Here is a 21,487-nt window from a genome sequence, read left to right as displayed (position 1 = left end):
GATGACGTCCGTACAGGAAGGCGATCTGGTCCTGGGCGCGCTCGGCTCGCTGGGCACGCGCATCGACTGCGCCGGCTTCAACCGCCTCGACCTCGAAGGCCCCCAGGTGCTGTGGCTGGTCGCGGCCGGCGCCCTGGACCTGTTCGCGGTGGACGCCGCCCAGCAGGGCCACTGGCACCACCTGGGCCGGCTGGAGGCGGGCACGCTGCTGCTCGGGCCGGTCGCCGGACCCCAGCACACCCTGGTGGCACGCCCGGTCCGGGACTGCGCGGTGCACCGGATCAACCTGCGCGAGCTGTACCAGCCGGCCAACACCCAGACCTGGTCGTACGACGAGTACGGCAACCCGCAGTACGTGCCGCCCGCGACGAGCCCGCTGGAGTACGCGGTGGCGCTCGGCGTCGGCCGCGGCCTGTCCGTGCTGTTCCAGGCGCCGATGGCGGACGAACGGGCCGCCGCGCCCACCGACGACGACGTGTTCTGGATGCAGGTGCCGCCGGGCAGCGTCCAGTACGGCTCGCTGTACGGCGCGGAGGCCGCCGCGGACCTGCTGATGGACCCGGCGCTGTGGCAGTCCATGGTGGACCAGCAGTACCGGCTGCTGACCGCGCTGGACCGGTGGATCGAGCAGCTGGAGCGCAGCCACGAGACCCGTACGGCCGCCGGCATCAAGGCCGGTGAGGCGGTGCGGGCGCAGGCCGACCAGACCCTGCTGGCGTCCATCGGCAAGCGCTCGGCCCGCCGGACCACGGCCGCCGACGCCGACGCCGGGTACGCCGCCTGCAAGCTGGTCGCCGAGGCGGCCGGGATCACGCTCGCCGAGCCCGCGCAGAGCGGTACCGAGAGCGAACGCCTGGACCCCATCGAACGGGTCGCGCTCGCCTCCCGGGTGCGCACCCGGGCGGTACGGCTCCAGGGGCGCTGGTGGCGGGAGAACGTGGGCCCGCTGGTCGGGCACCGGGCGCTGTCCGGGGCGCCGGTCGCGCTGCTGTGGCGGCGCGGCGGCTATGTGGCCGTGCATCCCGGCACGGGCCGCGAGACCCCGATCGAGAAGGCGAACGCGGAGGAGTTCGAGCCGCGCGCGGTGATGTTCTACCGGCCCCTGCCCGACCGGGCGCTCACCCCGCTCGGCCTGCTGCGGTTCAGCCTGCGCGGCACCCGCGGCGATCTGCTCGCCCTGCTGCTGGCGGGCCTGGTGACGGTGGCGATCGGCGCGCTGGTGCCGGTCGCGACGGGCAAGGTGCTCGGCGAGTTCGTGCCGAGGGCGCAGACCGGCCCGATCGCGCAGGTGTGCCTGGCGGTGATGGTGAGCGGGGTGGTCGCGGCGGCGTTCACGCTGCTGGAGAACCTGTCCATCCTGCGTCTGGAGGGCCGGATCGAGGCCGCGCTCCAGCCCGCCGTGTGGGACAGGCTGCTGCGGCTGCCGACCCGGTTCTTCACCCAGCGCTCCACCGGCGAGCTGGCCAGCGCGGCGATGGGCATCAGCGCGATCCGCCGGCTGCTCGCGGGCGTGGGCCCGGTGGTCGCGCAGTCGGTGACGGTCGGCGCGATGAACCTGGGCCTGCTGTTCTGGTACAGCCCGTCGATGGCCCTCGCGGCGCTCGGCATGCTCGTCGTGATCGCGGCCGTGTTCCTGGGGCTCGGGCTGTGGCAGGTGCGCTGGCAGCGCAAGCTGACGGTGCTCGGCAACAAGCTGAACAACCAGGCCTTCCAGACGCTGCGGGGCCTGCCCAAGCTGCGGGTCGCGGCGGCCGAGAACTACGCCTACGCCGCCTGGGCGCGCCAGTTCGCCCGCAACCGGGAGCTGCAGCAGAAGGCCGGCCGGATCAAGAACCTCACCACCGTCCTCGGCGGGATCTATCTGCCGGTGTGCACGCTGCTGATGTTCATGCTGCTGGCGGGTCCGGCGAAGGGCGCGATGTCGGCGTCCGACTTCCTGACCTTCAACACGTCGGTGACGATGGTGCTGACCTCGGTCACCCAGCTGACCGGCTCCTTCGTGTCGGCGGTGGCCGCGCTGCCGCTGTTCGAGGAGATCAAGCCGGTCTTCGAGGCGACGCCCGAGGTGCGCACGTCCAGCACCCGGCCGGGCCCGCTGTCCGGCGCGATCGAGGCCCGCCGGCTGTCCTTCCGGTACGCCGACGACGGCCCGCTCGTCCTGGACGACGTGTCCTTCGCCGTCCGGCCGGGCGAGTTCGTGGCGATCGTCGGCCCGAGCGGCTGCGGCAAGTCCACCCTGCTGCGGCTGCTGATCGGCTTCGACAAGCCGGTCTCCGGCAGCGTCCTGTACGACGGCCAGGACCTGGCGGCGCTGGACCAGTCGGCGGTGCGCCGCCAGTGCGGCGTGGTCCTGCAGCACGCGCAGCCCTTCACCGGCTCCATCCTCGATGTCATCTGCGGCACCGAGCCGTACACGCCGGAGGAGGCGATGGCGGCGGCCGAGATGGCGGGGCTCGCGGAGGACATCAAGCGGATGCCGATGGGGCTGCACACGATCGTGGCCGGCAACGGCGCGATCTCCGGCGGGCAGCGGCAGCGGCTGATGATCGCCCAGGCGCTGATCCGGCGCCCGCGGATCCTGTTCTTCGACGAGGCGACCAGCGCCCTGGACAACGACACCCAGCGCATCGTCATCGACAGCACCCGCAAGCTGAACGCCACCCGCGTCGTCATCGCGCACCGCCTGTCGACGGTCCTGGACGCCGACCGGGTGATCGTGATGGAGGACGGCAAGGTCGTCCAGCAGGGCACCCCGGCCGAGCTGCTCGCCGACACCACGGGCCGGCTGCACGAGCTGGTGCGCCGCCAGATTGCCTAGGGGCCGTCGGCCGTCCGCGTCGGCCTAGCCGCACTCCTTCTCGCCCCGCGGGTGCTCGTGGTGGGCCGGCCGCCAGTGGTGCTCGCAGAACCAGCGGCCGAACAGGGCGCCGCCGTAGATGACGAACCCGACGCCGATGAGCCAGGACTCCACGACGAGGACGGTGCCGACGGCGCCGTAGCTGAGCGCGTTGGTGACGATGAGCGGGGTGAACACCAGGTAGGAGAAGACCCGCAGACCAGCCAGCCCGATGACGGTGGCGAGCGCCCCCGGCAGCAGGGAGCGCCAGCGGATCTGGCCGCCCAGCAGGAAGCGCTGCCCCCACCAGAAGAACAGCACGCCGGTCACCGCGGACACCGCGATCCGCTGTCCGCCGCGCAGCGTGTTCTTGCTCGCGACCTCCTGGTAGAGGTAGGCGGTGAGCACGATCAGCCAGGTCGCCTGCCGCCACACCCGGTGCCAGGGGCCGGAGGCCAGGCCCCAGATGCGTTCGTAGGCGTTCTGCACGCTGCCGCCGAAGGACACGCCGAACACGGCCAGCAGCACACCGCCCCAGACGCTGGTGGTGCCGATGACCTTGCGCGGCGGGCTGATGACGCCGGTGACCACGTCGGCGGACCGCCCGGACAGGCCCATGCCGTCGGTGAGCCAGGAGGCGAAACCGCCCCGCACCAGGGGATCGGCGGCGGCGACCACGATGAGCATGGGCGCCAGCGTCACCAGGGCCAGGGTCGCGAACCCCATGGCGCGGTGCATCAGCTCCAGTTCGCGGCCGTGTTCGAACAGGGCCGCGGCCCTGAGCCACTCCCAAGCGCGGTGCAGGCCGCGCCGCCACCACCTCACGGCTCCTCCCGTGCTCGCCGCCCACACGCTCTCCTGTGCCGATTCATCCACCCCGGCCCGCTCCGGGCAACTCGCGTGCCCGCCGAGTCCGGTGACCGCGCCGGGGCGACACGGCGGCCGGGTGACCGGTTTGCGGGCGCCGCCCACCGGACAATCGGTCCCCGTGCGAACTCCTGCCGAGGTGCCCTCCACGGACGCGTCCCCCACGAGCCGGCGGCGGCCGCTGATCCTCAGCGCGAGCATGGGCGCCGGTCATGACACGGTGGCCGCCGAGCTGGCCCGCCGGGCCACGGCCTGCGGACTGAAGCCGCATGTGGCCGACATCCTGCACCTGCTGCCGTACGGCCTGGGCGGCGGGCTGCGCCGGTCCTACCAGGCCTCGGTACGGCACTTCCCGTGGGCGTACGCCGGTGTGTACGGCGCCTTCCTGCGCGGCGGCCGGGGGCCGCGCCCCAGCGGGGTGCCGCTGGCCCGGCTGGCGGCCGGCGCGCTGACGGACCTGGTGGAGCGGCTGGACGCCGACGTGGTGGTGCCGGTCTTCCATCTGGCGGCGCAGCTCACCGGTCACCTGCGGGCCCGGGGCCGGCTGCGGGTGCCGAGCACCGTGTTCCTCGTCGACTTCGCGGTGCACCGGCAGTGGCTGCATCCCGGCAACGACCGGTACCTGTGCCTCACGGACGAGGCGGCGGCCGAGGTGCGCCGGGCCCTGGGGACGCCGGCGGTGACGACCGGTCCGGCGGTCGCGCCCGCCTTCCAGGCACCGGCGCCCGGCGCGGCGGCGTGGCGGGAGCGCTTCGCGGAGCGGGCGCCCGGCCGGCCGGCGGTCCTGCTGTCCGCGGGCGCCTGGGGTGCGGCGCACGGTGCGGACGGCACGGCCCGGTTGCTGTGGGAGGCCGGCTACCTGCCGGTGGTGCTCTGCGGGCGCAACGCGCGGCTGCGGGCGCGGGTGTCCCGGGCGCCCGGGGTGCTCGCGCTGGACTGGGTGGACGACATGCCGGGGCTGCTGGCCGCCGCGTACGCGCTGGTGGACAACGCGGCCGGCCAGACCGCCGTACAGGCCCTGGCCGCCGGGCTGCCCGTGATCGGGTACCGTCCGCTGCCCGGCCACGGTGTCGACGGGGTCCGGCGGATGTCCGGCCTCGGCGTCTCTGAACTCGTCCCGGACGGCGCCGCTCTGCCGGCCGCGCTCGCCCGGCTCACGGAGGGCGGACCGGAACGGGCGCGGCGGGTGGCCCGGGGGCGGGCCCTGTTCCGGGCCGACCCGCTGGCGTACGCGACGGGGTGGTGACCCGGCGGCCCACCCGCGCGGGCTTCCCGGCCGCCGGTCCGGTCTCCGCGCGCCGCCGCACGGTACGGCGGTGACACCGTCCCCCGGCGCCCGTCCGAGGGGCCCGGGTGAGGCGAGGTGTCCCGCCGCCAGGAGCGGCTGGACTCGCCGGCCGTGCGGGCGGTCTCCGCGCGGAGGTGGCCCAGCCGGTCGCCCGTGCGGCCGGTCGTCTCCAAGGGCCGGCATGCCGCTGCCCGGATGCCGCGGCGAGCCCGGCCGGCCCGTGCCCGGTGCTCCTCTCACGCGCGCCGCCCCCTCACCGGCCGCCCGTGGCGGCGGATCCGGCCGGCCCGTGGTCGCGCAGTGGCCCCACCGTCAGGCCGGCCTCGCGGCAGCCCTCCACCAGGGCCGGCAGGGCGCCGAGGGTCGAGCGCCAGCAGCCCGGGGCCGCGACGCGGTCCGAGTCGTGCAGCAGGACGGTGCCGCCGTCGCGCAGGTCCGCGGCGACCAGGGCGCGCACGGAGGCCGGGGTGGCGTCGGCCGTCCAGTCCTTGCCCCAGGCCGACCACAGCACCGGCCGCAGCCCGGACCGCCGGGCCGCGAGCCAGCGTCCGGAGGTGAGGATTCCGTACGGCGGGCGGTACCACTGCGGCCGGTGGCCGGAGATGTCCTGCACCGCGCTGACGGTGCGGGCGACCTCCTCGGCGTCGCGGGCCGGCGCGGGACGCCAGGGGCGGTCGTGGGTCCAGCCGTGGACGGCGAGTTCGTGTCCGCGCCGCACGGTCTCGCGGACCAGGCCGGGATGGCGTACGACGTGTTCGCCGAGCACGAAGAAGGTCGCCCGCACCCCGAGTGCGTCCAGCGCGTCGAGGAAGCGGGGCGTCGACGCGGGGTCGGGGCCGTCGTCGAAGGTGAGCGCGATGTGCCGGCTCCGGCCGGCGCCGGACAGCCGCGGGCACAGCAGCAGCCGCACGCCCGGCAGCCAGGTGGCCGCCGGTGCGATGTGCGCGGCGGCGACACCGGCCGGCAACAGCAGCGCCGCCTTCCGCCAGATGCGGCCGGACCTCGGAACCATCGCTGAACCGCCTTCCTGGTCGGGGATGTCGCGTCTGTGCACGGTGGTGCCCTAACGATGTACCCGGTGCGGGTCACCTGGCGGGCGGTCCCGCACGTGCGCGTCCCACTCCCCGCCCTCGGCGGAGGCGTGGGCGAGCCCCAGGCTGCCCGTTCCGATCAGCACGATGCCGATCACCTCCGGGATCACCCGCGCCCCGAGCTGGATCACCTCGTCGAACAGCACCCAGCCGAGGATGACGCTGGTGATCGCGTCGCCCAGGGTGAGGGCGGGCTGGGACGCCGTCAGGGAACCGGCGCCGAGCGCGCTCTGCAGCAGCAGGAAGGCGACGGCCCCGACGGCGCCGGTGGCGTACAGCGACCAGTGGCCGAACATCGCCGCCGGTCCCTGGCCGAGCCGTCCCACGGCCTCCTTGAGCAGGGCGGCGGTGGTCGCGAAGGACACGGCCGAGGCGAGGCCGAGCAGCGCGGCCCGCGCGGCGGACCTGGCCGGGCGGGCCACCGCCACCAGCACGATCACGGCGCCGATCGCCGCGGTGCCGCCGGCCAGCCAGGCCCCGGCCGACGCCGTGGGCCGGCCCGCGGACGGCGACGCCGACACGAGGAAGAGGGCCAGTCCGACGGCGAGGGCGGCGAACGCCAGCCAGGTCCGCCGGTCGGGGGTACGCCGGAAGGCGATGCTGCCCACGATCAGCGTGAACAGCAGCTCGGCGGCGAGCAGGGGCTGGACGAGGGACAGGCTGCCGGTGGCCAGTGCCGCGGCCTGGAGCAGGCTGGACAGCGCCAGCAGCCCGCTGCCGGCCAGCCAGTTCGGGCGCCGCAGCAGGCGGGCGAGCCGGCGCAGCGCGGCCCGCGCCCTGCCGCACTCCTCGGCCTCCTGCACGGCGGCCCGGCGCTGAAGCACCGAGGCGGCGGCGTTGGAGAGGGCCGCGAGCAGCGCGAGCAGCACCGTGACGCCGGTCATGGCCACTCACCCGAAGCGGGCGGCGAGCCGCCGGTACAACCCGGGCGCGGCCCCGCGCACCAGGGCGGGGTAGCGCAGCCAGCCGGGGACGTACACCTCGTCCTTCCCGTGCCGGACGGCGGCGCAGACCGCGTCCGCAACCCGCTCGGGCGGCACCGGCCGCGGCCAGCTCCTGGTGTAGGGGGCGCCGCGGCGCGCGAAGAAGGGCGTGTCGACGGGGCCCGGAATGACGAGGCTGACGCCCACGCCGGTGCGGCGCACTTCGTACCTGAGGGCGTCGGCGAAGGCGGCCAGGGCGGCCTTGGCGGCGGAGTACACGGCCTCGCCGCGCACGGCGACGCTGCCGGCGACGGACCCGATGAGCACGATGCGGCCGGTGCCGGCCGCGACCATGTGCGGCAGCAGGGCGCGCACGAGGTGGACGGTGGCCAGCAGGTCGACGCCGACGATCTCGTCGATGCGGGCGTGCGGCATGCCGGCGAAGTCGCCGGCCCAGCCCAGGCCGGCGCTCGCCACCAGCAGGTCGAGGCGTCCGGCGTGGTCGAGGACCGCGTCGGTGAGCAGCCGCTCGGCGCCCGGCCGGGTCAGGTCCGCCGGTACGGCGAGCGCGTCGATCTGAGCGGCCACCTGCTCCAGACGGGTGACGTCGCGTCCGTTCAGCACCAGCCGCCAGCCTCCCTCGGCGGCCAGCCGGCGGGCGATCACGGCTCCGATGCCCGAGGAGGCGCCCGTCACCAGCGCGGTGCCGCTCCGGCCCGTCGGCATCCCAGCGGTCGCGGGCGCGGATCCCGTGCGGGGGACGGAAGTCGCGACCGGCCCGGTGCGGTTCGACGGTCCTGTGGGGAGCGGGGCATGGGACATGGTGACGACCTCACTGCGACGTGTCTGCACGGGCTCGCGAGCTCCGGGGCCGAACCCTCGCGGTGTATCCAGGGCGCCACACACTGAAACACCGCGCACGGCGGAACCCCGCCGAACGCGTGCCGAAGGTGACCTGAAGGTGGCCCCGAGCCGCCTGGCGGAGGCCCTCACGCGCCCAGGTCCGCAGGCGCCGATAAAGAAACGTTGCCGTTTCGCTGACACTCGCGTAGGCTCGACCTGTACGAAACAGTTTCGTTTACGAGCTGTGCGCTCCGTCCTCCCGAACGACTTCCCTGGAGTGGTTCCGCATGCCCCACAAGACCCTGTCCGACAGCTCCCGAGCGGGGGCCGCGGCCGTAGAACACGGAGCCGGAGGGGCCTCGCCGAAGCGGTGGTGGATCCTCGCGGTCATCGCGGTCGCCCAGCTGATGGTCGTCCTCGACGCCACGATCGTGAACATCGCCCTGCCGTCCGCCCAGCACGACCTCGGGTTCTCCGACGGCAACCGGCAGTGGGTCGTGACCGCGTACGCCCTGGCCTTCGCGTCCCTGCTGCTGCTCGGCGGCCGGATCGCCGACCTGTTCGGACGCAAGCCCGCCTTCCTCGCCGGCGTCGTCGGCTTCGCCGCGGCCTCCGCGCTCGGCGGCGCCGCGAACGGCTTCGCCATGCTGGTCGTCGCCCGCGCCCTGCAGGGCGCCTTCGGAGCGCTGCTCGCGCCCGCCGCGCTGTCGCTGCTGAACACCACCTTCACCGACGCCCGGGAGCGGGCCCGCGCCTTCAGCGTGTACGGCGCCATCGCCGGCGCCGGCGGTGCCGTGGGGCTGCTCCTCGGCGGTGTGCTGACCGACGCGCTCGACTGGCGCTGGACGCTGTACGTCAACGTGGCCATCGCGGTCGTCGCCTTCGCGGGCGGCTGGGTCCTGCTGGGCAACCACCGGGACGCGGAGCACGCCAGGCTGGACGTGCCGGGCACGGTGCTCGTCGCCGCCGGCCTGTTCTCGCTGGTCTACGGCTTCTCCAACGCCGAGACGCACGACTGGGGCTCGCCGCTGACCTGGGGCTTCCTGATCGCGGGCGGGGTGCTGCTGGCGGCCTTCTCCTGGTGGCAGACCCGGGCCGCGCACCCGCTGCTGCCGCTGCGCATCCTGCTCGACCGCGACCGCGCCGCCTCCTTCCTCGCGGTGCTGATCACCGGCGCCGGCATGTTCGGCGTGTTCCTCTTCCTGACCTACTACCTCCAGCTCAACCTCGGCTTCAGCCCCACGAAGACCGGTGTGGCGTTCCTGCCGATGGTGGGCGCGCTGATGGTGACCGCCCAGATCGGCACCACGGTCCTGGTGCCCCGGCTCGGCCCCAAGACGGTCATCCCGCTGGGCTTCGCCGTCGCGATGGCCGGCATGGCCTGGCTGACCGGCATCGGCGTGGGCTCGCACTACGCGAGCGCCGTGCTGCCCCAGCTCATCGTGACCGGCGTCGGCCTCGGCCTGGTCATGCCGCCGGCCATGCAGCTGGCCACCGGCGGGGTGGCCGCCGAGGACGCGGGCGTGGCCTCGGCCACCGTCAACGCCATGCAGCAGGTGGGCGGCTCGATCGGCACGGCCCTGCTGAACACGCTCGCGGCGAGCGCCGCGACGGACTACCTCTCCGGCCGGGACGCCACCAGCAAGCTGGTGCAGGCCCAGGCGACCATCGAGAGCTACACGACCGCCTTCTGGTGGTCGTCCGGGTTCTTCGCCGCCGGCGCGGTCCTCGCCTTCCTGCTCTACCGTCGCGGGGTGCCCCGGCAGGACGCGGCAGCCGCACCCGTCGTCCACATGTGACGGCGACCGGGTGACCACCGGAACACCGCCGGGCCCGAGGGGCCGCCGTCAGCAGGGAGACGGCGGCCCCTCGGGCTGTCATGGTGGGGGTGTGCGCAAGACGGCCGCGGGCCCGCCTCCGGCGGCTGCCGCCCCACCGTGCTCCGACCTGGGCGTTCGCGCGCCGGCCCGCGCAGGCGGGGCCGGTGCGGCGGTTCGGTGCGGCGTACGGGCGCTGCCGGCGCCCGGTGCCGGGCCGGCGGGCACGGCGCACTCCCTGGCCGGCGGTTGAGACGCCGGCCGGCGGGTAACTCAGATGATCAGATGACCGGCGGCGGGAGGACAGGCCATGCCCGGTGAGGAAAACGACGAGAAGGCCCGCAAGGAGCAGTTCGACACCGCCCTGGAGGAGGTCCTCCGGGAGGTCGAGGAGGCCGAGCAGCGCGACGAGGAAGACACCGGCGGCAAGGCCGGGGACGCCATCACGCCCAACACCGAGGCCCAGGAGCAGGCGAGCGAGGACTGAGGGTCCGGCCGGGGAACCGGCCGCGCCTGCCGCACGCGGGAACGACCGCGCCCTCCCCGAGCCGCCCCCAGGCCCCGGCAGCCCACCTGTGCCTCACCAGGGGCCGCGCGGGTACCCGGACCCCATGAACAGCCACGCACGCGGCCCCCGGCTGCCCGCGCCCCGAGGCCCCCTGTCCGCCGCCGTCACCGCGTATCTGCGCGGGACCGGCCCCCTCCCCCGCCCGGCCGAGGCCGAGGCGGCGGACCCCTACGGCGACGATCCCCAGCTCGCCCTGTACCTCTGCTACGAGCTGCACTACCGCGGCTTCGCCGGCGTCGCCCCGGAGCTGGAGTGGGACCCGGAGCTGCTGCGGGTCCGGGCCGCCCTGGAGCGCCGTTTCCTGTCCGCGCTGCGGAGTGACACGCCCGGGCACGACAGCCTCGACGACGCGCTCGGCGCACTGCTGGTCGAACCGGTCGACGGCAGCGGGGTCACCCATTTCCTGTGCGGCGAGGGCGAGTTGTGGCATCTGCGCGAGTACGCCGCGCAGCGCTCCCTGTACCACCTGAAGGAGGCCGACCCGCACGCCTGGGTGCTGCCCCGGCTGTGGGGCCGGGCGAAGGCGGCGATGGCGGCGGTGGAGTACGACGAGTTCGGCGGCGGCCGGGCCGACCGGGTGCACGCGCGCCTGTTCGCCGCGCTGATGGCGGACCTGGGCCTGGACACCGCCTACGGCCGCTATCTGGACGCGGCGCCCGCCGAGATGCTGGCCGTCGTCAACCTCATGTCCCTGCTCGGCCTGCACCGCGAGCTGCGCGGCGCTCTGGTGGGCCACTTCGCGGAGGTGGAGATCACCTCCTCGCCTGGTTCCCGCCGGCTCGCCGAGGCGATGCGCCGCACCGGCGCCGGGCCCGCCGCGGAGTTCTTCTACGACGAGCATGTCGAGGCGGACGCGGTCCACGAGCAGGTCGTACGCCACGAGGTGATCGGCGGGCTGCTCGCCGAGGAGCCGGAACTGGCGGCGGACGTGGCGTTCGGGATCGACGCGACCGAGTTCCTGGAGGGCCGGCTGGCGCGGCGGCTGCTCGCCGACTGGCGCGCCGGGCGCTCGTCCCTGCGCACCCCGCTCACCCCGCTGACGCGGGCAAACTCCCATACATCCTGAATGGCGGGGTACTCGCGCCGCGTGATCGCATTGATCCTTCCGGGCGTGTACGCCCCACAGGAGGACACCGAGCTGCTGACCGAGGCCCTCCGCGCGGAGGCCCCGGCGCCCGGCAGCCAGGTCCTCGACGTCGGCACCGGCAGCGGGGCCCTGGCGCTGGAGGCCGCACGGCACGGCGCCGAGGTGACCGCGGTGGACGTGTCCCGGCGCGCCGTGTGGACGGTGCGGGCGAACGCCTGGCTGTCCGGGCTGCCGGTGCGCATCCGGCGCGGCAACCTCTTCGGACCGGTCCGGGGCCGCACCTTCGACCTCATCCTCGCCAACCCGCCGTACGTGCCCGCGCCCGACACCCGGCACGGGCCGCGCGGCCGGTCCCGGGCCTGGGACGCGGGCCGGGACGGGCGGCTGCTGCTGGACCGGATCTGCCGGGACGCGCCCGCGCTGCTGCGCCCGGGAGGCGTACTGCTGATCGTGCACTCCGCGCTCAGCGACCCCGACCACACCCTGCGGCTGCTGCGGGACGCGGGCCTGAAGGCGTCGGTGGCACGGCGCCGCCGGATCCCCTTCGGACCCGTGCTGCGCTCGCGCGAGGACTGGCTGCGCCGGCGCGGCCTGCTGGAACCGGCCGCGCGAACCGAGGAGTTGGTGGTCGTCCGTGCCGAACGAACCTACTGAGAACGAATCTGCTGAGAAGACCCGCCGGATCAGTCTCCGGCGGCAGGGTCCGCTGCTGGTCGAGGGGCCGGTGGAGGTCGAGCTGGAGGACGGCACCACGGTGTCCTCGGATCGGTTCCGGGTCGCGCTGTGCACCTGTGGGCGCAGTCGCCGCTATCCGTGGTGCGACACCAGTCACCGGCGCAGAACCAGGAACGGCGCTTGAGAACGGGTTGTTTCCCGAGCCGGTTGTTTCACAGACCGGTTGTTTCACGCCGCTCCCCGGGTCGGGCCCCCCACGGGCCCGCCCGGGGAGCGGCTGTGTGCCCGGAGGCCGGCGGGCGGCCCCACTCCGCCCGTCGGCTCCGGTGCGAGATCGCAGGTTCCCCGCTCCAGGGGCCGCACTCCCCGGTTGCGGACCTGTTCCGGCGTGTGCGGGGTGCCGTGCGATCCCGGTCCTGGAAGACTCCCTAGAAGTTGAAGACGCCGCCCCCCACGGAGTCGCGCACGCAGGCGTTCCCGAAGGTGCGCTCGTACGAGACGCGTTTGCCCTGCCAGACGCCCTGGACGGTCACGACGACCGGGTCGTACAGCTTGTTGCACCACACGTCGTCGGCCGGCTTCAGGGCGTTCAGGTCCCCGCCGGCGCCGCTCAGTTCGGCGCAGGCCTCGGCCGCGGCCGGATGGGTGCCGGAGGGCGTGGGGGCGCAGCTCAGGGTGACGGCGCGCTCCGGGGTGGCCGTGGCCGCGTCGCTGCCGTGCCCGGTCGTGAGGACCAGCGCCGAGGGGGCGTAGAGCGACGACGGGGCGGCGTCCGGTGCAGCGACGGCGGCCCCGGTCAGGGGTCCGCAAACGGCGGCGGCCGTGAGGCCGAGGGCCGCTGCCCAGCGCGCGGTGTTCCGCATTGTGTGCATCCTTCCGCTCGGATCGATGTGTGCCGGCTCCGGCCCGGTGGGCGCCGGAGCGGCGAGCGCCACTCTGCCGAGTCCGCCGCCGAAACACACATCGAACCCGCAGGTTTCAGTAACATTGCGTGTTGAATCAGTGGCGCGAAGTCACGGAAATCGAACGCGTCGGCCCCGGAACTGAGCGGGTCTTGATCGCGGAAAGCGGTCACATGGCCGAAAATCACCGGCCCGTTAATCGGCCTGAAACATTCCGGGTTCACTTCCACTGAAACCTTTCACGATGCCTCCACGACTCCTGGCGTTCATCCACGTTCACGAAGCCGTGCCCGAGGGGGCGCCGAGTTGCGTCGGGGTCCGGGGCCGGAGGCGCACCTACCGGCGGGTATCGTCGGCGCGGCGCAGGCCCGACGAGGAGAGGCGGGACGTACGGATGGCGAAGCACTGGGCCGATTTCCAGTACGAGATCTATCTGAACGGGATGACGGGCGCCGTGCCTCGGCTGCCCACCGATACGACCCGGCTGGAGGAACTGGCCGAACACCGGCTCGGTCCGGGCCCGGTGGGCTATGTGGCGGGAAGCGCGGGCGACGGCAGCACGGCCCGTGCCAACCGGGCCGCGCTCGCCCGCCGCCGGATCGTGCCGCGCATGCTGCGGGACGTGTCCGAGCGCGATCTGTCGGTCGAGGTGCTCGGCAGGACGCTGCCGGCGCCGCTGGCCCTGGCGCCCGTCGGTGTGCTGTCGATCATGCATCCGGACGCCGAGTCCGCCGCCGCCCGGGCCGCCGCGGCGCAGGGCGTGCCGTTCGTCCTGTCGTCGGCGTCGAGCACGCCGATGGAGCAGGTGGCGGAGGCGATGGGCGACGCCGAGCGGTGGTTCCAGCTGTACTGGGGCAAGGACCGCGAGGTGACGCGGAGTTTCCTGGGCCGGGCGAAGGCCGCCGGGTTCTCGGTGCTCGTGGTCACCCTGGACACCCCGCTGCTGGCGTGGCGGCCGCGCGACCTGGACCAGGCGTACCTGCCGTTCCTGCACGGGGTGGGCACCGCGAACTACTTCACCGACCCGGCGTTCCGGGCCGGGCTCGCCAAGCCCGTGCACGAGGACCCGAACGCGGCGGTGCTGCACTTCCTCGGCCTCTTCGGCGACCCCGGCCACACCTGGCCGGACCTGGCGTTCCTGCGCGAGCACTGGGACGGCCCGATCGTGCTCAAGGGCGTCCTGCACCCGGACGACGCCCGGCTCGCCGCCGACGCCGGGGTGGACGGCGTGGTCGTCTCCAACCACGGCGGCCGGCAGGTGGCGGGCTCGATCGCCGCGGCCGATGCGCTGCCCCAGGTCGCCGACGCGGTCGGCGACCGGCTGACGGTGCTGTTCGACAGCGGGGTGCGCACCGGTGACGACGTGTTCAAGTCACTGGCCCTCGGCGCACAGGCGGTGCTCCTCGGCCGCCCGTACGTCTACGGGCTCGGGCTGGACGGCCAGGCCGGCGTGGAGCACGTCGTCCGCTGCGTCCTGGCGGAACTGGACCTGACACTCGCTCTGTCCGGCCACACGGGCCCGGGAACGGTGTCACGAGCGGACTTGACGGATCACCCGAACTGACCGAGCCGGGCAGACACTTGGCCGGGTACGGCCGGTACACCACCGGCCACCGCCAAGCGACTCCGCCGAGTACCACCGAGCGCTCCGCCGGGCGCCGCTGAACGCTCCGCCAGGTGCCGGTGAGTGCTCCGGCGAATGCCGCCGAACCCTCCGCCGGTGCCACCGAGCGCTCCACCCGGAGCCATGGAGCGCTCCGCCCGGGACCCGCTCAACGCTCCGCCAGGTGCCGGTGAGTGCTCCGGCGAATGCCGCCGAACCCTCCGCCGGTGCCACCGAGCGCTCCACCCGGAGCCATGGAGCGCTCCGCCCGCGGCCCGCTCAACGCTCCGCCAGGTGCCACCGAGCGCTCCGCCGGGCGCCGCCGGGTGCTCGGTCCAGTGCGGGCGGGTGCTCGGTGCTGCACGGGTACAGCGTGGGTGCTGCACGGCCTCAACCGGATGCGGGCGGACGGCCCATGAGAACGGCCGGGTGTTCGCCGGAGTGCGGCCGGGCGGTCCGGCAGGTTGCCCACCGGGTGCCGCCGGGGACTACGCGCGGGGCAGCCAGGCCCTCCGGCAGGCTCCCCACCCGATGCCGCCAGGGACTCGGCACGGACGGCCGGGCGCTCCCACAGCCCCCACCCACCGGATGCCGCCAGGGACTCGGCACGGGCGGCCGGGCGCTCCCACAGCCCCCACCCAGTGCGGCCAAGGACTCCGTGCGGGACGGCCGGGGGCTTCGCGGGGGTCTGCCGAGTACTCCGCGGGGCACCACAGTGGCCGTCAGGCGTCTCCGTCGGTCTCGCGGCCGGTCGCCGTCACCCCGCGGTGGCAGCGCGCCGGGTACGGCCTCGCGATCTTGCGGGGTGCCTGGGTGCCGGCGATCGACAGGGAGCCCGGGGTCGCTGACGGTGCGTCGGGCAGCCAGCGCTGGTCGGCGGAGCCGTCGCGCACCTTGACGACGAGGTCGGCGCCCGCGGCGTCGGCGGACGTCGCCAGCGCGAGCGTCCTGTCCCAGCGGGGCGGCAACTCGCCCTGCGCGGTGGGGTCGTAGCGCACGTCGTCGGCCCGCGGGGACCCGGTGCCGGCGCAGGTGCCGAGGATGACCACTCCGGCGTCGGCGTGCGAGTCCAGGCACAGCCCCGAGTCCGCCGCGCTGCGCAGGCGCCCGTCGGGCTCGTACGTCCACTGCTGGGTGGACGCGGTCGAGCAGACGGCGAGGACCGCCTCCGCCCCGGCCTTCGGGACGCCCTTGATGTCCAGGCACAGGTCGGCACCGGCGTTGCGCAACCGGGTGGGCCGGCCGGCGGCGGGCAGGGCCGCGGTGCCGGGCGCGGTGCCGGGCGGGGACTGGCCGGCCGCGGTGCCGGGGGCGGCGCTGGTGGAGGCGACCGGACCGGTGCCGTTGCCTCCGCCCGGCCACACGCTGATCGCGAGGACGGTGGCCAGCAGTCCGGCCGAGGCCACCCCGACGCCGGTGAGCAGCGTCCTGGAGGACCAGCCGGCGCGGGGCGGTCCGGGTTCGGCACGCCGCCGGGTGCCGGGCAGGGCGGCGGCGCGGGCGAGCAGCCCGGGCTTGCCGCCGCCGCGCCGGCGTCCGCCGGACCGCCGGGAGCCGCCGCGGCTGCGGGCGGCGCCGGGTCGGCGGCCGGGGCGTGAGTCGAGGTAGCGGCGGGCGCCCCAGCCGAGGACGGCCTCGGCGAGCAGCACACCGGGCGCGGCGTCGGCGTGGCCGAGTTGCTCGGCGGCATGCCGGCAGTATGCGCAGCCGGACAGATGCTCCTGGACGTCCGGCAGCAGGGCTCCGCCGCGGCGGATCGGTACGTCGAGCAGGCGGTTGAAGTAGCGGCATTCCCTGCCCGGCGCGAGTTCCCGGTGGGCGCGCACCAGGCCCTCCCGGAATTTCTCCCGCGCCTGTTCCAGCGCGGCCGCCGCGCTCTCGACGTCCAGAGCGAGGAGAGCGGCGGGAACGGTGATCGGCTCGGCCTCGACCTCGACGTGCCACAGCAGCGCCTGTTCCAGACGGGGCAGGGCGTGGAACGAGTGGTCGGAGAGCACGCGGTTCTCCGGTATCAGGGTCTTCGCCGCGCGCATGCCGCGGCCCCCGGCGGGTTTCCCGAGTCCGGGCAGTACGGCGGTGATCCGGTCGGTGCCGGACCAGTTGACGACCGTGTCCCTGACCGCGACGAGCAGCCGGGGCCGCAGCGCGTCGGCGCCTTCGCCGAGCGCGAGCCGGCCGAGGACCTGGTGGAAGGCGGTGGCGGTGACCATGTGGGCGAGCGGCCCGGTCAGGGCGAGGCAGACGACCGCGTAGTCGTGCGCCGGCTGCCAGTGCCGGGCCATCAGCAGGGCGGTGGACCGGGAGGCCTCCGCGTCGGAACCGGCCCGCAGCGGACCGGCGAGGGACTCGTCGGACTCCCCGGGGTCTTCGCCGGGCGGCGGATAGGGGGGACGAGGGGGGTGGGGGGTGGGCACTGAGCGGATTCCTTTGGTGCGACGTGCGTTGATGCGTGTCTCTGCGCCGCGCGGGGAGGGAATGGGCCGGCGCCCCTGCCGGTGACGCTCCGCAACTGCCGGAAGAATCCCGGACTTTACCCCCCGCACGGTCGTTGCAACCCTTGCACAACTTCCACACGAGCAACAAGGCGCCCGTCGGCCTCGGCGGTGTTGACAGTAAGTCAGGGCTGCGGGGCCGCCGCCCGCCGTTGTGCAGGGGCTTTCGGCATTTTCATGCGCCCCGTGTGAAGCGCGCGCCCGCGGCGGCGGGCACACGCACGCTTCCGGGAAGTGCGGCCCGGTAGTGGACTGGGGCCGGCCTCCTCGGAAAAGGCCCCGCGCGCGGTGGAGGTCCCCGGCTCGAGCGAGGAACGAGAGCCGCGGCAGGCTCTCCGCGCGCACGCGGCCGCCGGCCCGTTCCTCCCGCCCTCGGCCGGCGGCCCGCCCCTCCCTGCTCCGGCCGGCGGCTCCGGCGGCTTCCCCCGCCGGCCGGAGCGGGACGGGTGCCGCGCGCGGCGGCTCAGATCTGCCAGGAGCGCAGCCGGTCGGCGGCGCCGTACACGTCGGTCTTGCCGGAGATCAGATCGCGGGCGAGGTCGACGAGGGCGCCGTAGGGCGGGTCGATGCCGACGCCGCTGACGAACATGTAGGCCACGGCGGTCGCGCAGGCGAAGCGGGCGTTGGCGGCGGGCAGCGGCTTGAGCACGGCGAGGGTGTGCAGCAGGGCGGCGGCCCGCCAGGCGGGGTCGGAGTCCACGCCCAGCCGGGGCGGATCCACGCGGTGCCGGGCGACGGCGGCGACCAGCGCGGAGAAGTCGTCGACGGCGGGCTGGTCGGGCAGGACCTCCTCGTGGCGCTGGAGCAGCCAGGGGACGTCGATGTGGATGACGGAGGGCATGCGTCAGGCGGCCTCGTCCTTCGCGGGGGGCTCGTCGTCGGGGAAGGCCGCGGCGAACTCCTCGGCGTGGGCGGCGAAGAACTGGCGGAAGGCCGCGGCGCCCTCCTGCAGGGCCCGGTGCCGGGCTATGTCCGCGGCCGCGGCCTCGCGGACGAGGGCCTTCATCGACGTACCGCGCTCCTTGGCGATCTGCCGCAGGTCCTCGAGTTCCCGGTCGCTGAACTCCACGTTGAGAGCTGGCATGCCCCTCACGGTACCGCGCGGGTACTCACCCGTAAATACCGCCAGGTCAGCTGCCCTTTTCGCCGGTACCGGCGGGTGCCGGGAGCCAGGCCCGGATCCCGCCGGTCACCGGATGGTCCGCCCCTGCCACCGGGCGGGCGGCGCGGTGCGTCACACGTCCAGCCTGCTGATCCGCACCGCCCCCTGCGCCTGGCCCGGGTGGGCGCTGGTGAGGGTCAGCCGGAGCCGGGAGCCGCCGACCGGGTCGAAGGTGATCATGGTCGGGCTGTCCGAGGCCGTGGCCCACTCGGTCCTCGCGCCCGTGACCGGCACCCAGGCGCGGCCGTCCCACACGGCGACCTCGGCCTTCGCGGGCAGGGCGTGGGTGGCGTCCACGGTGAAGGACACCGCGACCCGGTCGACGGTGCGGCGGCGTCCGAAGTCGACGGACACCCAGTCCTCGGCGCGCGCCCCGTTGAACGCGGGCAGCAGCGCGGTGGCGGACTTGGCGAAGGCGTTGGACCAGCCGGTGGCCGGGTCGCCGTCGAGCATGGCGGCGGGCAGGGTGTCCGGACGACCCGAGTAACTGGCGTCCGCGTGCGGGTAGTGCACGGGCGCCGGGTGCTCGGGCCGGAAGCCGGCCGCCGGGGTGCGGGCGGCGTCGCGCACCGGGGTGGTGGGCGCGCTCGCCGTGCCGGTGCGCAGGCCGTCCGCCCGTGCGGTGACGGTCAGCCGGCCCGGCTTGCTCCCGGCGCGCACGATGGCGAGGGCCTTGCCGTGGAAGGCGGTGCGGGTGCTCGCCTGGTAGCGCTCGGCGCTCTCCTGGCGGCCGTTGTCGACGCCGGCGAGCGAGCCGCCGGCGACGTCGAAGGAGATCAGGTGCTCGGCGTCGGGCACCACGGTGCCGTGCGCGTCGACGATCTCGGCGGTGACGAAGAGGAGCGAACGGCCGTCCGCGGGGAGGGACGTGCGGTCCGCGGTGAGGCGTACGGCGTGCGCGGGGCCGGCCGTGCGCAGGACGTCGGTGGCGACCGTGCTCCCGTCCCGCCGGGCCACCGCCTTCAGTTCGCCCGGCTGGTAGGGCACCCTCCAGGTGAGATGCAGCTTTCCGGCGCTTCCGCCGGGGCTGGTGTAACTGCCCGGGTAGGGGCCGTCGGTGAAGGTCTTGTCGTCGCCGGTGGCCTCGGTGGTCTCCAGGTAGGAGCGGCCGTCGGTGGTCCGCTTGACGTCGAACTCCCGCACGCCCAGGGACTTCCCGTTGAGGAACAGCTCGACGGTGGGCACGTTGGCGTACGCCCACACCTCGACGGTGTCGCCCTCCTCGTGGTTCCAGCTCATCGGCAGCAGATGGACCATGGGCTCGGCCGTCCACTGGCTCCTGAACAGGTGGTACATGTCCTTCGGGAAGCCGGCCGTGTCCACGGCGCCGAAGAAGGACGACTTCACGGGGAAGACGTCGTACGGCGTGGGCTCGCCGATGTAGTCGATGCCGGACCACAGGAACTGCCCGGCGAACCATCTGCGGTCCCGGTCCTTCTTGTGGCCGTACTCGCCGCTCATGGTCCAGGAGGCGAGGTTGTTGTCGTACGAGGAGGTCGCGCGCCTGCCCGGGGTGTGGTTCTCGCCGGTGTTGAGGTGCTCCGGCTCCTGGTAGGCGCCGCGGGTGGAGGTCTCCGAGGAGGACTCCGACTCGAACAGGAACAGGTGCGGATAGGCCGCGTGCAGCGCGTCCACCGACTTGGCGGTGTTGTAGTTCAGGCCGAGGCCGTCCAGCTTGGCGAGCATCAGGTCGGCCGCCGAGCCCTTCTTCGGCACGCTCCGGTATTTGTCGGAGCCGATGACGAGCGGGCGGGTGTCGTCGGCCGCCTTGATGGCGCCGATGATCCGGTCGGCCATGGCGAGCCCGGCGGTGGAGGTGGAGTCGGGGATCTCGTTGCCGATGGACCACAGCACCACGGCGGGCGAGTTGCGGGCGGCGAGCACCATCTCGGTGGCGTCCTTCTCGCACCACTCGTCGAAGAACCGGCCGTAGTCGTAGGTGTTCTTGCCGGTGCGCCAGCAGTCGAAGGCCTCCACCATCATCACGATGCCCAGCTCCTCGCAGACCTGGATCAGCTGCGGCGAGGGCGGGTTGTGCGAGGTGCGCAGCGCGTTGACGCCCATCGACTTCATGAGGGTCATCTGCCGGCGGACCGCGTCGATGCAGACCGCGGCGCCGAGCGCGCCCTGGTCGTGGTGCAGGTCGACGCCCTTGATCTTGGTGTGGGTGCCGTTGAGGGAGAAGCCCTCGTCGGGGTCGAAGCGGTAGGTGCGGATGCCGAAGGGGGTGCGGAAGGTGTCGGTGGTACGGCCCGCGACGCGCAGCTCGGTGTGCAGGGTGTAGCGGTGCCCGGGGGTCGCGACGTCCCACAGCAGGGGCTCGGGCACGGTCAGTTCGTGGGTCTGCGTGGCCTGGCCGGAGACGGCGGCCGTGGTGGCCGTGCGGGCGACCGTGCGGCCGTCGGGGCCGGTGATCCGGGAGAGGATCTGCACGTCGGTGCCGGTGCCGGACTCGTTCAGCACCGTCGTCGCCACCCGGATCAGCGCGCGGTCGGCGGACACCTCCGGCGTGGTCACGTAGGTGCCCCGGCGCGCGACGTGCACGGGTTCGGTGATCACGAGCCGGGCGTCGCGGTAGATGCCGCTGCCGGAGTACCAGCGGCTGCTCGGCAGCTGGTTCTGCACCTTCACCGCGAGCACGTTGGGGGTCGTGCCGTCGGTGTGCACCAGGCCGGTGAGGTCGAGGGCGAAGCCGGTGTAGCCGTAGGGGTGGCGGCCGGCCTGTGTGCCGTTGCAGTAGACGTAGGAGTCCATGTAGACGCCGTCGAACTCCACCGAGATCCGCTTGCCGGCGTACGCCTTCGGCAGGGTGAAGGCGAGCCGGTACCAGCCGAGGCCGCCCGGGAGGAAGCCGGTGCCGCCGCTGGTGCCGTGGTCGGTGGTGGGGGTCTGCTCGATCGACCAGTCGTGCGGGACGGCCACCTGGCGCCAGGCCGAGTCGTCGTACCCGGGGTCGGCGGCCTGTGCGTAGGCGCCGGTGGGGTCGGTGATGCCGCCCGGGTTCGCCAGCGCGAAGCGCCAGCCGTCGCGCAGCGGCACGGTGTGGCGGCCGCCGGAGTCCGCGGACGCCCCGGCGGCGTCGGCGGCCGGGGCGGCGGTGATGTTCAGCAGCGCTCCGGCCGCGGGGGTCGCGGTGGCGGCGACGAGTACCGATCGGCGCGTGACCGTCATGGCGGCTCTCTCTCATCAGGGCCCAGAAGTACTCAGAACTGATCGTGAACAAACAGATTCTGACGGCCCGCCACACGCGATCGTCAAGGGTCCGGAACCCGGTGACCGCCACAGCGGGCACATCGTCCGGATTTCCCCCTTGACCGTGTTCGACCGGCCGGT

17 protein-coding genes are annotated in these 21,487 nt (G+C 74.3%); 8 read left to right on the top strand and 9 right to left on the bottom strand.

Annotated features, from left to right (window positions below):
* The first annotated feature begins 1 nt into the window (after position 1).
* Positions 2 to 2,818 carry an NHLP bacteriocin export ABC transporter permease/ATPase subunit gene (locus ACGFZN_RS01205; RefSeq protein WP_393856360.1) on the top strand — a complete coding sequence of 939 codons (2,817 nt, stop codon included), beginning with the start codon at positions 2 to 4 and terminating at the stop codon, positions 2,816 to 2,818.
* Positions 2,819 to 2,842: 24 nt separating this feature from the next.
* Here ACGFZN_RS01205 and ACGFZN_RS01200 read toward each other — a convergent pair whose 3' ends face one another.
* A complete protein-coding gene (locus ACGFZN_RS01200; protein WP_393856359.1) occupies positions 2,843 to 3,661 on the bottom strand; it encodes a ribonuclease BN in 819 nt (272 codons plus the stop codon).
* A 241-nt stretch (positions 3,662 to 3,902) separates the two neighbouring features.
* Here ACGFZN_RS01200 and ACGFZN_RS01195 point away from each other — a divergent pair, with 241 nt between their 5' ends.
* A complete protein-coding gene (locus ACGFZN_RS01195) occupies positions 3,903 to 4,949 on the top strand; it encodes a galactosyldiacylglycerol synthase (RefSeq protein WP_393856660.1) in 1,047 nt (348 codons plus the stop codon).
* Positions 4,950 to 5,244: 295 nt separating this feature from the next.
* On the opposite strand, the gene ACGFZN_RS01190 is transcribed toward ACGFZN_RS01195, so the two are convergent.
* The 3 genes from ACGFZN_RS01190 to ACGFZN_RS01180 are packed head-to-tail and all read right to left on the bottom strand — an operon-like array spanning position 5,245 to position 7,827.
* Complete coding sequence (locus ACGFZN_RS01190; protein WP_393856358.1) at positions 5,245 to 6,003, bottom strand: polysaccharide deacetylase family protein; 759 nt, start codon at positions 6,001 to 6,003, stop codon at positions 5,245 to 5,247.
* Between the two features lie 51 nt (positions 6,004 to 6,054).
* Positions 6,055 to 6,966, bottom strand: a complete 912-nt coding sequence (locus ACGFZN_RS01185; RefSeq protein WP_393856357.1) for a DMT family transporter — start codon at positions 6,964 to 6,966, stop codon at positions 6,055 to 6,057.
* 6 nt (positions 6,967 to 6,972) lie between these two features.
* The gene (locus tag ACGFZN_RS01180; RefSeq protein WP_393856356.1) at positions 6,973 to 7,827 is read right to left on the bottom strand and encodes an SDR family NAD(P)-dependent oxidoreductase; all 855 of its coding nucleotides are present in this window, start codon (positions 7,825 to 7,827) and stop codon (positions 6,973 to 6,975) included.
* A 308-nt stretch (positions 7,828 to 8,135) separates the two neighbouring features.
* On the opposite strand from ACGFZN_RS01180, the gene ACGFZN_RS01175 reads away from it, so the two are divergent.
* The 5 genes from ACGFZN_RS01175 (at position 8,136) to ACGFZN_RS01155 (ending at position 12,179) form a co-directional block, all read left to right on the top strand.
* Positions 8,136 to 9,647, top strand: coding sequence for an MFS transporter (locus ACGFZN_RS01175; protein ID WP_393856355.1), 1,512 nt, complete (start codon positions 8,136 to 8,138; stop codon positions 9,645 to 9,647).
* A 328-nt stretch (positions 9,648 to 9,975) separates the two neighbouring features.
* Positions 9,976 to 10,152: a hypothetical protein gene (locus ACGFZN_RS01170; protein WP_393856354.1), complete on the top strand. Its 177-nt coding sequence runs from the start codon at positions 9,976 to 9,978 to the stop codon at positions 10,150 to 10,152.
* A gap of 124 nt (positions 10,153 to 10,276) precedes the next feature.
* Positions 10,277 to 11,299: an iron-containing redox enzyme family protein gene (locus ACGFZN_RS01165; RefSeq protein WP_393856353.1), complete on the top strand. Its 1,023-nt coding sequence runs from the start codon at positions 10,277 to 10,279 to the stop codon at positions 11,297 to 11,299.
* Entirely contained in the window at positions 11,300 to 11,974 is a 675-nt protein-coding gene (locus ACGFZN_RS01160; RefSeq protein WP_393856352.1) for a HemK2/MTQ2 family protein methyltransferase, read from the top strand. It begins immediately after the preceding gene.
* 28 nt (positions 11,975 to 12,002) lie between these two features.
* Positions 12,003 to 12,179 carry a CDGSH iron-sulfur domain-containing protein gene (locus ACGFZN_RS01155; RefSeq protein WP_393856659.1) on the top strand — a complete coding sequence of 59 codons (177 nt, stop codon included), beginning with the start codon at positions 12,003 to 12,005 and terminating at the stop codon, positions 12,177 to 12,179.
* Positions 12,180 to 12,423: 244 nt separating this feature from the next.
* Here the strand turns inward: ACGFZN_RS01155 and ACGFZN_RS01150 are convergent, their stop codons facing one another.
* On the bottom strand, positions 12,424 to 12,858 hold the full coding sequence (locus ACGFZN_RS01150) for a subtilase-type protease inhibitor (protein WP_393856351.1): 435 nt from the start codon (positions 12,856 to 12,858) through the stop codon (positions 12,424 to 12,426).
* A gap of 433 nt (positions 12,859 to 13,291) precedes the next feature.
* Here ACGFZN_RS01150 and ACGFZN_RS01145 point away from each other — a divergent pair, with 433 nt between their 5' ends.
* A complete protein-coding gene (locus ACGFZN_RS01145; RefSeq protein ID WP_393856350.1) occupies positions 13,292 to 14,461 on the top strand; it encodes a lactate 2-monooxygenase in 1,170 nt (389 codons plus the stop codon).
* 761 nt (positions 14,462 to 15,222) lie between these two features.
* On the opposite strand, the gene ACGFZN_RS01140 is transcribed toward ACGFZN_RS01145, so the two are convergent.
* From ACGFZN_RS01140 to ACGFZN_RS01125, 4 genes are all read right to left on the bottom strand, one after another.
* Positions 15,223 to 16,914, bottom strand: coding sequence for an RICIN domain-containing protein (locus ACGFZN_RS01140; protein WP_393856349.1), 1,692 nt, complete (start codon positions 16,912 to 16,914; stop codon positions 15,223 to 15,225).
* Positions 16,915 to 17,455: 541 nt separating this feature from the next.
* Positions 17,456 to 17,833, bottom strand: coding sequence for a hypothetical protein (locus ACGFZN_RS01135; protein WP_030739759.1), 378 nt, complete (start codon positions 17,831 to 17,833; stop codon positions 17,456 to 17,458).
* 3 nt (positions 17,834 to 17,836) lie between these two features.
* On the bottom strand, positions 17,837 to 18,076 hold the full coding sequence (locus ACGFZN_RS01130) for a hypothetical protein (protein ID WP_330336371.1): 240 nt from the start codon (positions 18,074 to 18,076) through the stop codon (positions 17,837 to 17,839).
* Between the two features lie 150 nt (positions 18,077 to 18,226).
* On the bottom strand, positions 18,227 to 21,325 hold the full coding sequence (locus ACGFZN_RS01125; RefSeq protein ID WP_393856348.1) for a glycoside hydrolase family 2 TIM barrel-domain containing protein: 3,099 nt from the start codon (positions 21,323 to 21,325) through the stop codon (positions 18,227 to 18,229).
* Between the last annotated feature and the right edge of the window lie 162 nt (positions 21,326 to 21,487).

The sequence above is a fragment of the Streptomyces sp. NPDC048192 genome, from assembly GCF_043202415.1.
Lineage (GTDB): Bacteria > Actinomycetota > Actinomycetes > Streptomycetales > Streptomycetaceae > Streptomyces.
Note: the sequence above shows the minus strand (reverse complement) of the source record. Positions and strands in the feature narration are given on the sequence as shown.

Excerpts from the sequence above, each read along its gene's own strand:
- ACGFZN_RS01205 (WP_393856360.1), top strand. The coding sequence starts at position 2 with ATGACGTCCGTACAGGAAGGCGATCTGGTCCTGGGCGCGCTCGGCTCG.
- ACGFZN_RS01195 (WP_393856660.1), top strand. The coding sequence starts at position 3,903 with ATGGGCGCCGGTCATGACACGGTGGCCGCCGAGCTGGCCCGCCGGGCC.
- ACGFZN_RS01190 (WP_393856358.1), bottom strand. The coding sequence starts at position 6,003 with ATGGTTCCGAGGTCCGGCCGCATCTGGCGGAAGGCGGCGCTGCTGTTG.
- ACGFZN_RS01185 (WP_393856357.1), bottom strand. The coding sequence starts at position 6,966 with ATGACCGGCGTCACGGTGCTGCTCGCGCTGCTCGCGGCCCTCTCCAAC.
- ACGFZN_RS01180 (WP_393856356.1), bottom strand. The coding sequence starts at position 7,827 with ATGTCCCATGCCCCGCTCCCCACAGGACCGTCGAACCGCACCGGGCCG.
- ACGFZN_RS01175 (WP_393856355.1), top strand. The coding sequence starts at position 8,136 with ATGCCCCACAAGACCCTGTCCGACAGCTCCCGAGCGGGGGCCGCGGCC.
- ACGFZN_RS01170 (WP_393856354.1), top strand. The coding sequence starts at position 9,976 with ATGCCCGGTGAGGAAAACGACGAGAAGGCCCGCAAGGAGCAGTTCGAC.
- ACGFZN_RS01165 (WP_393856353.1), top strand. The coding sequence starts at position 10,277 with ATGAACAGCCACGCACGCGGCCCCCGGCTGCCCGCGCCCCGAGGCCCC.
- ACGFZN_RS01160 (WP_393856352.1), top strand. The coding sequence starts at position 11,300 with ATGGCGGGGTACTCGCGCCGCGTGATCGCATTGATCCTTCCGGGCGTG.
- ACGFZN_RS01150 (WP_393856351.1), bottom strand. The coding sequence starts at position 12,858 with ATGCGGAACACCGCGCGCTGGGCAGCGGCCCTCGGCCTCACGGCCGCC.
- ACGFZN_RS01145 (WP_393856350.1), top strand. The coding sequence starts at position 13,292 with ATGGCGAAGCACTGGGCCGATTTCCAGTACGAGATCTATCTGAACGGG.
- ACGFZN_RS01135 (WP_030739759.1), bottom strand. The coding sequence starts at position 17,833 with ATGCCCTCCGTCATCCACATCGACGTCCCCTGGCTGCTCCAGCGCCAC.
- ACGFZN_RS01130 (WP_330336371.1), bottom strand. The coding sequence starts at position 18,076 with ATGCCAGCTCTCAACGTGGAGTTCAGCGACCGGGAACTCGAGGACCTG.
- ACGFZN_RS01125 (WP_393856348.1), bottom strand. The coding sequence starts at position 21,325 with ATGACGGTCACGCGCCGATCGGTACTCGTCGCCGCCACCGCGACCCCC.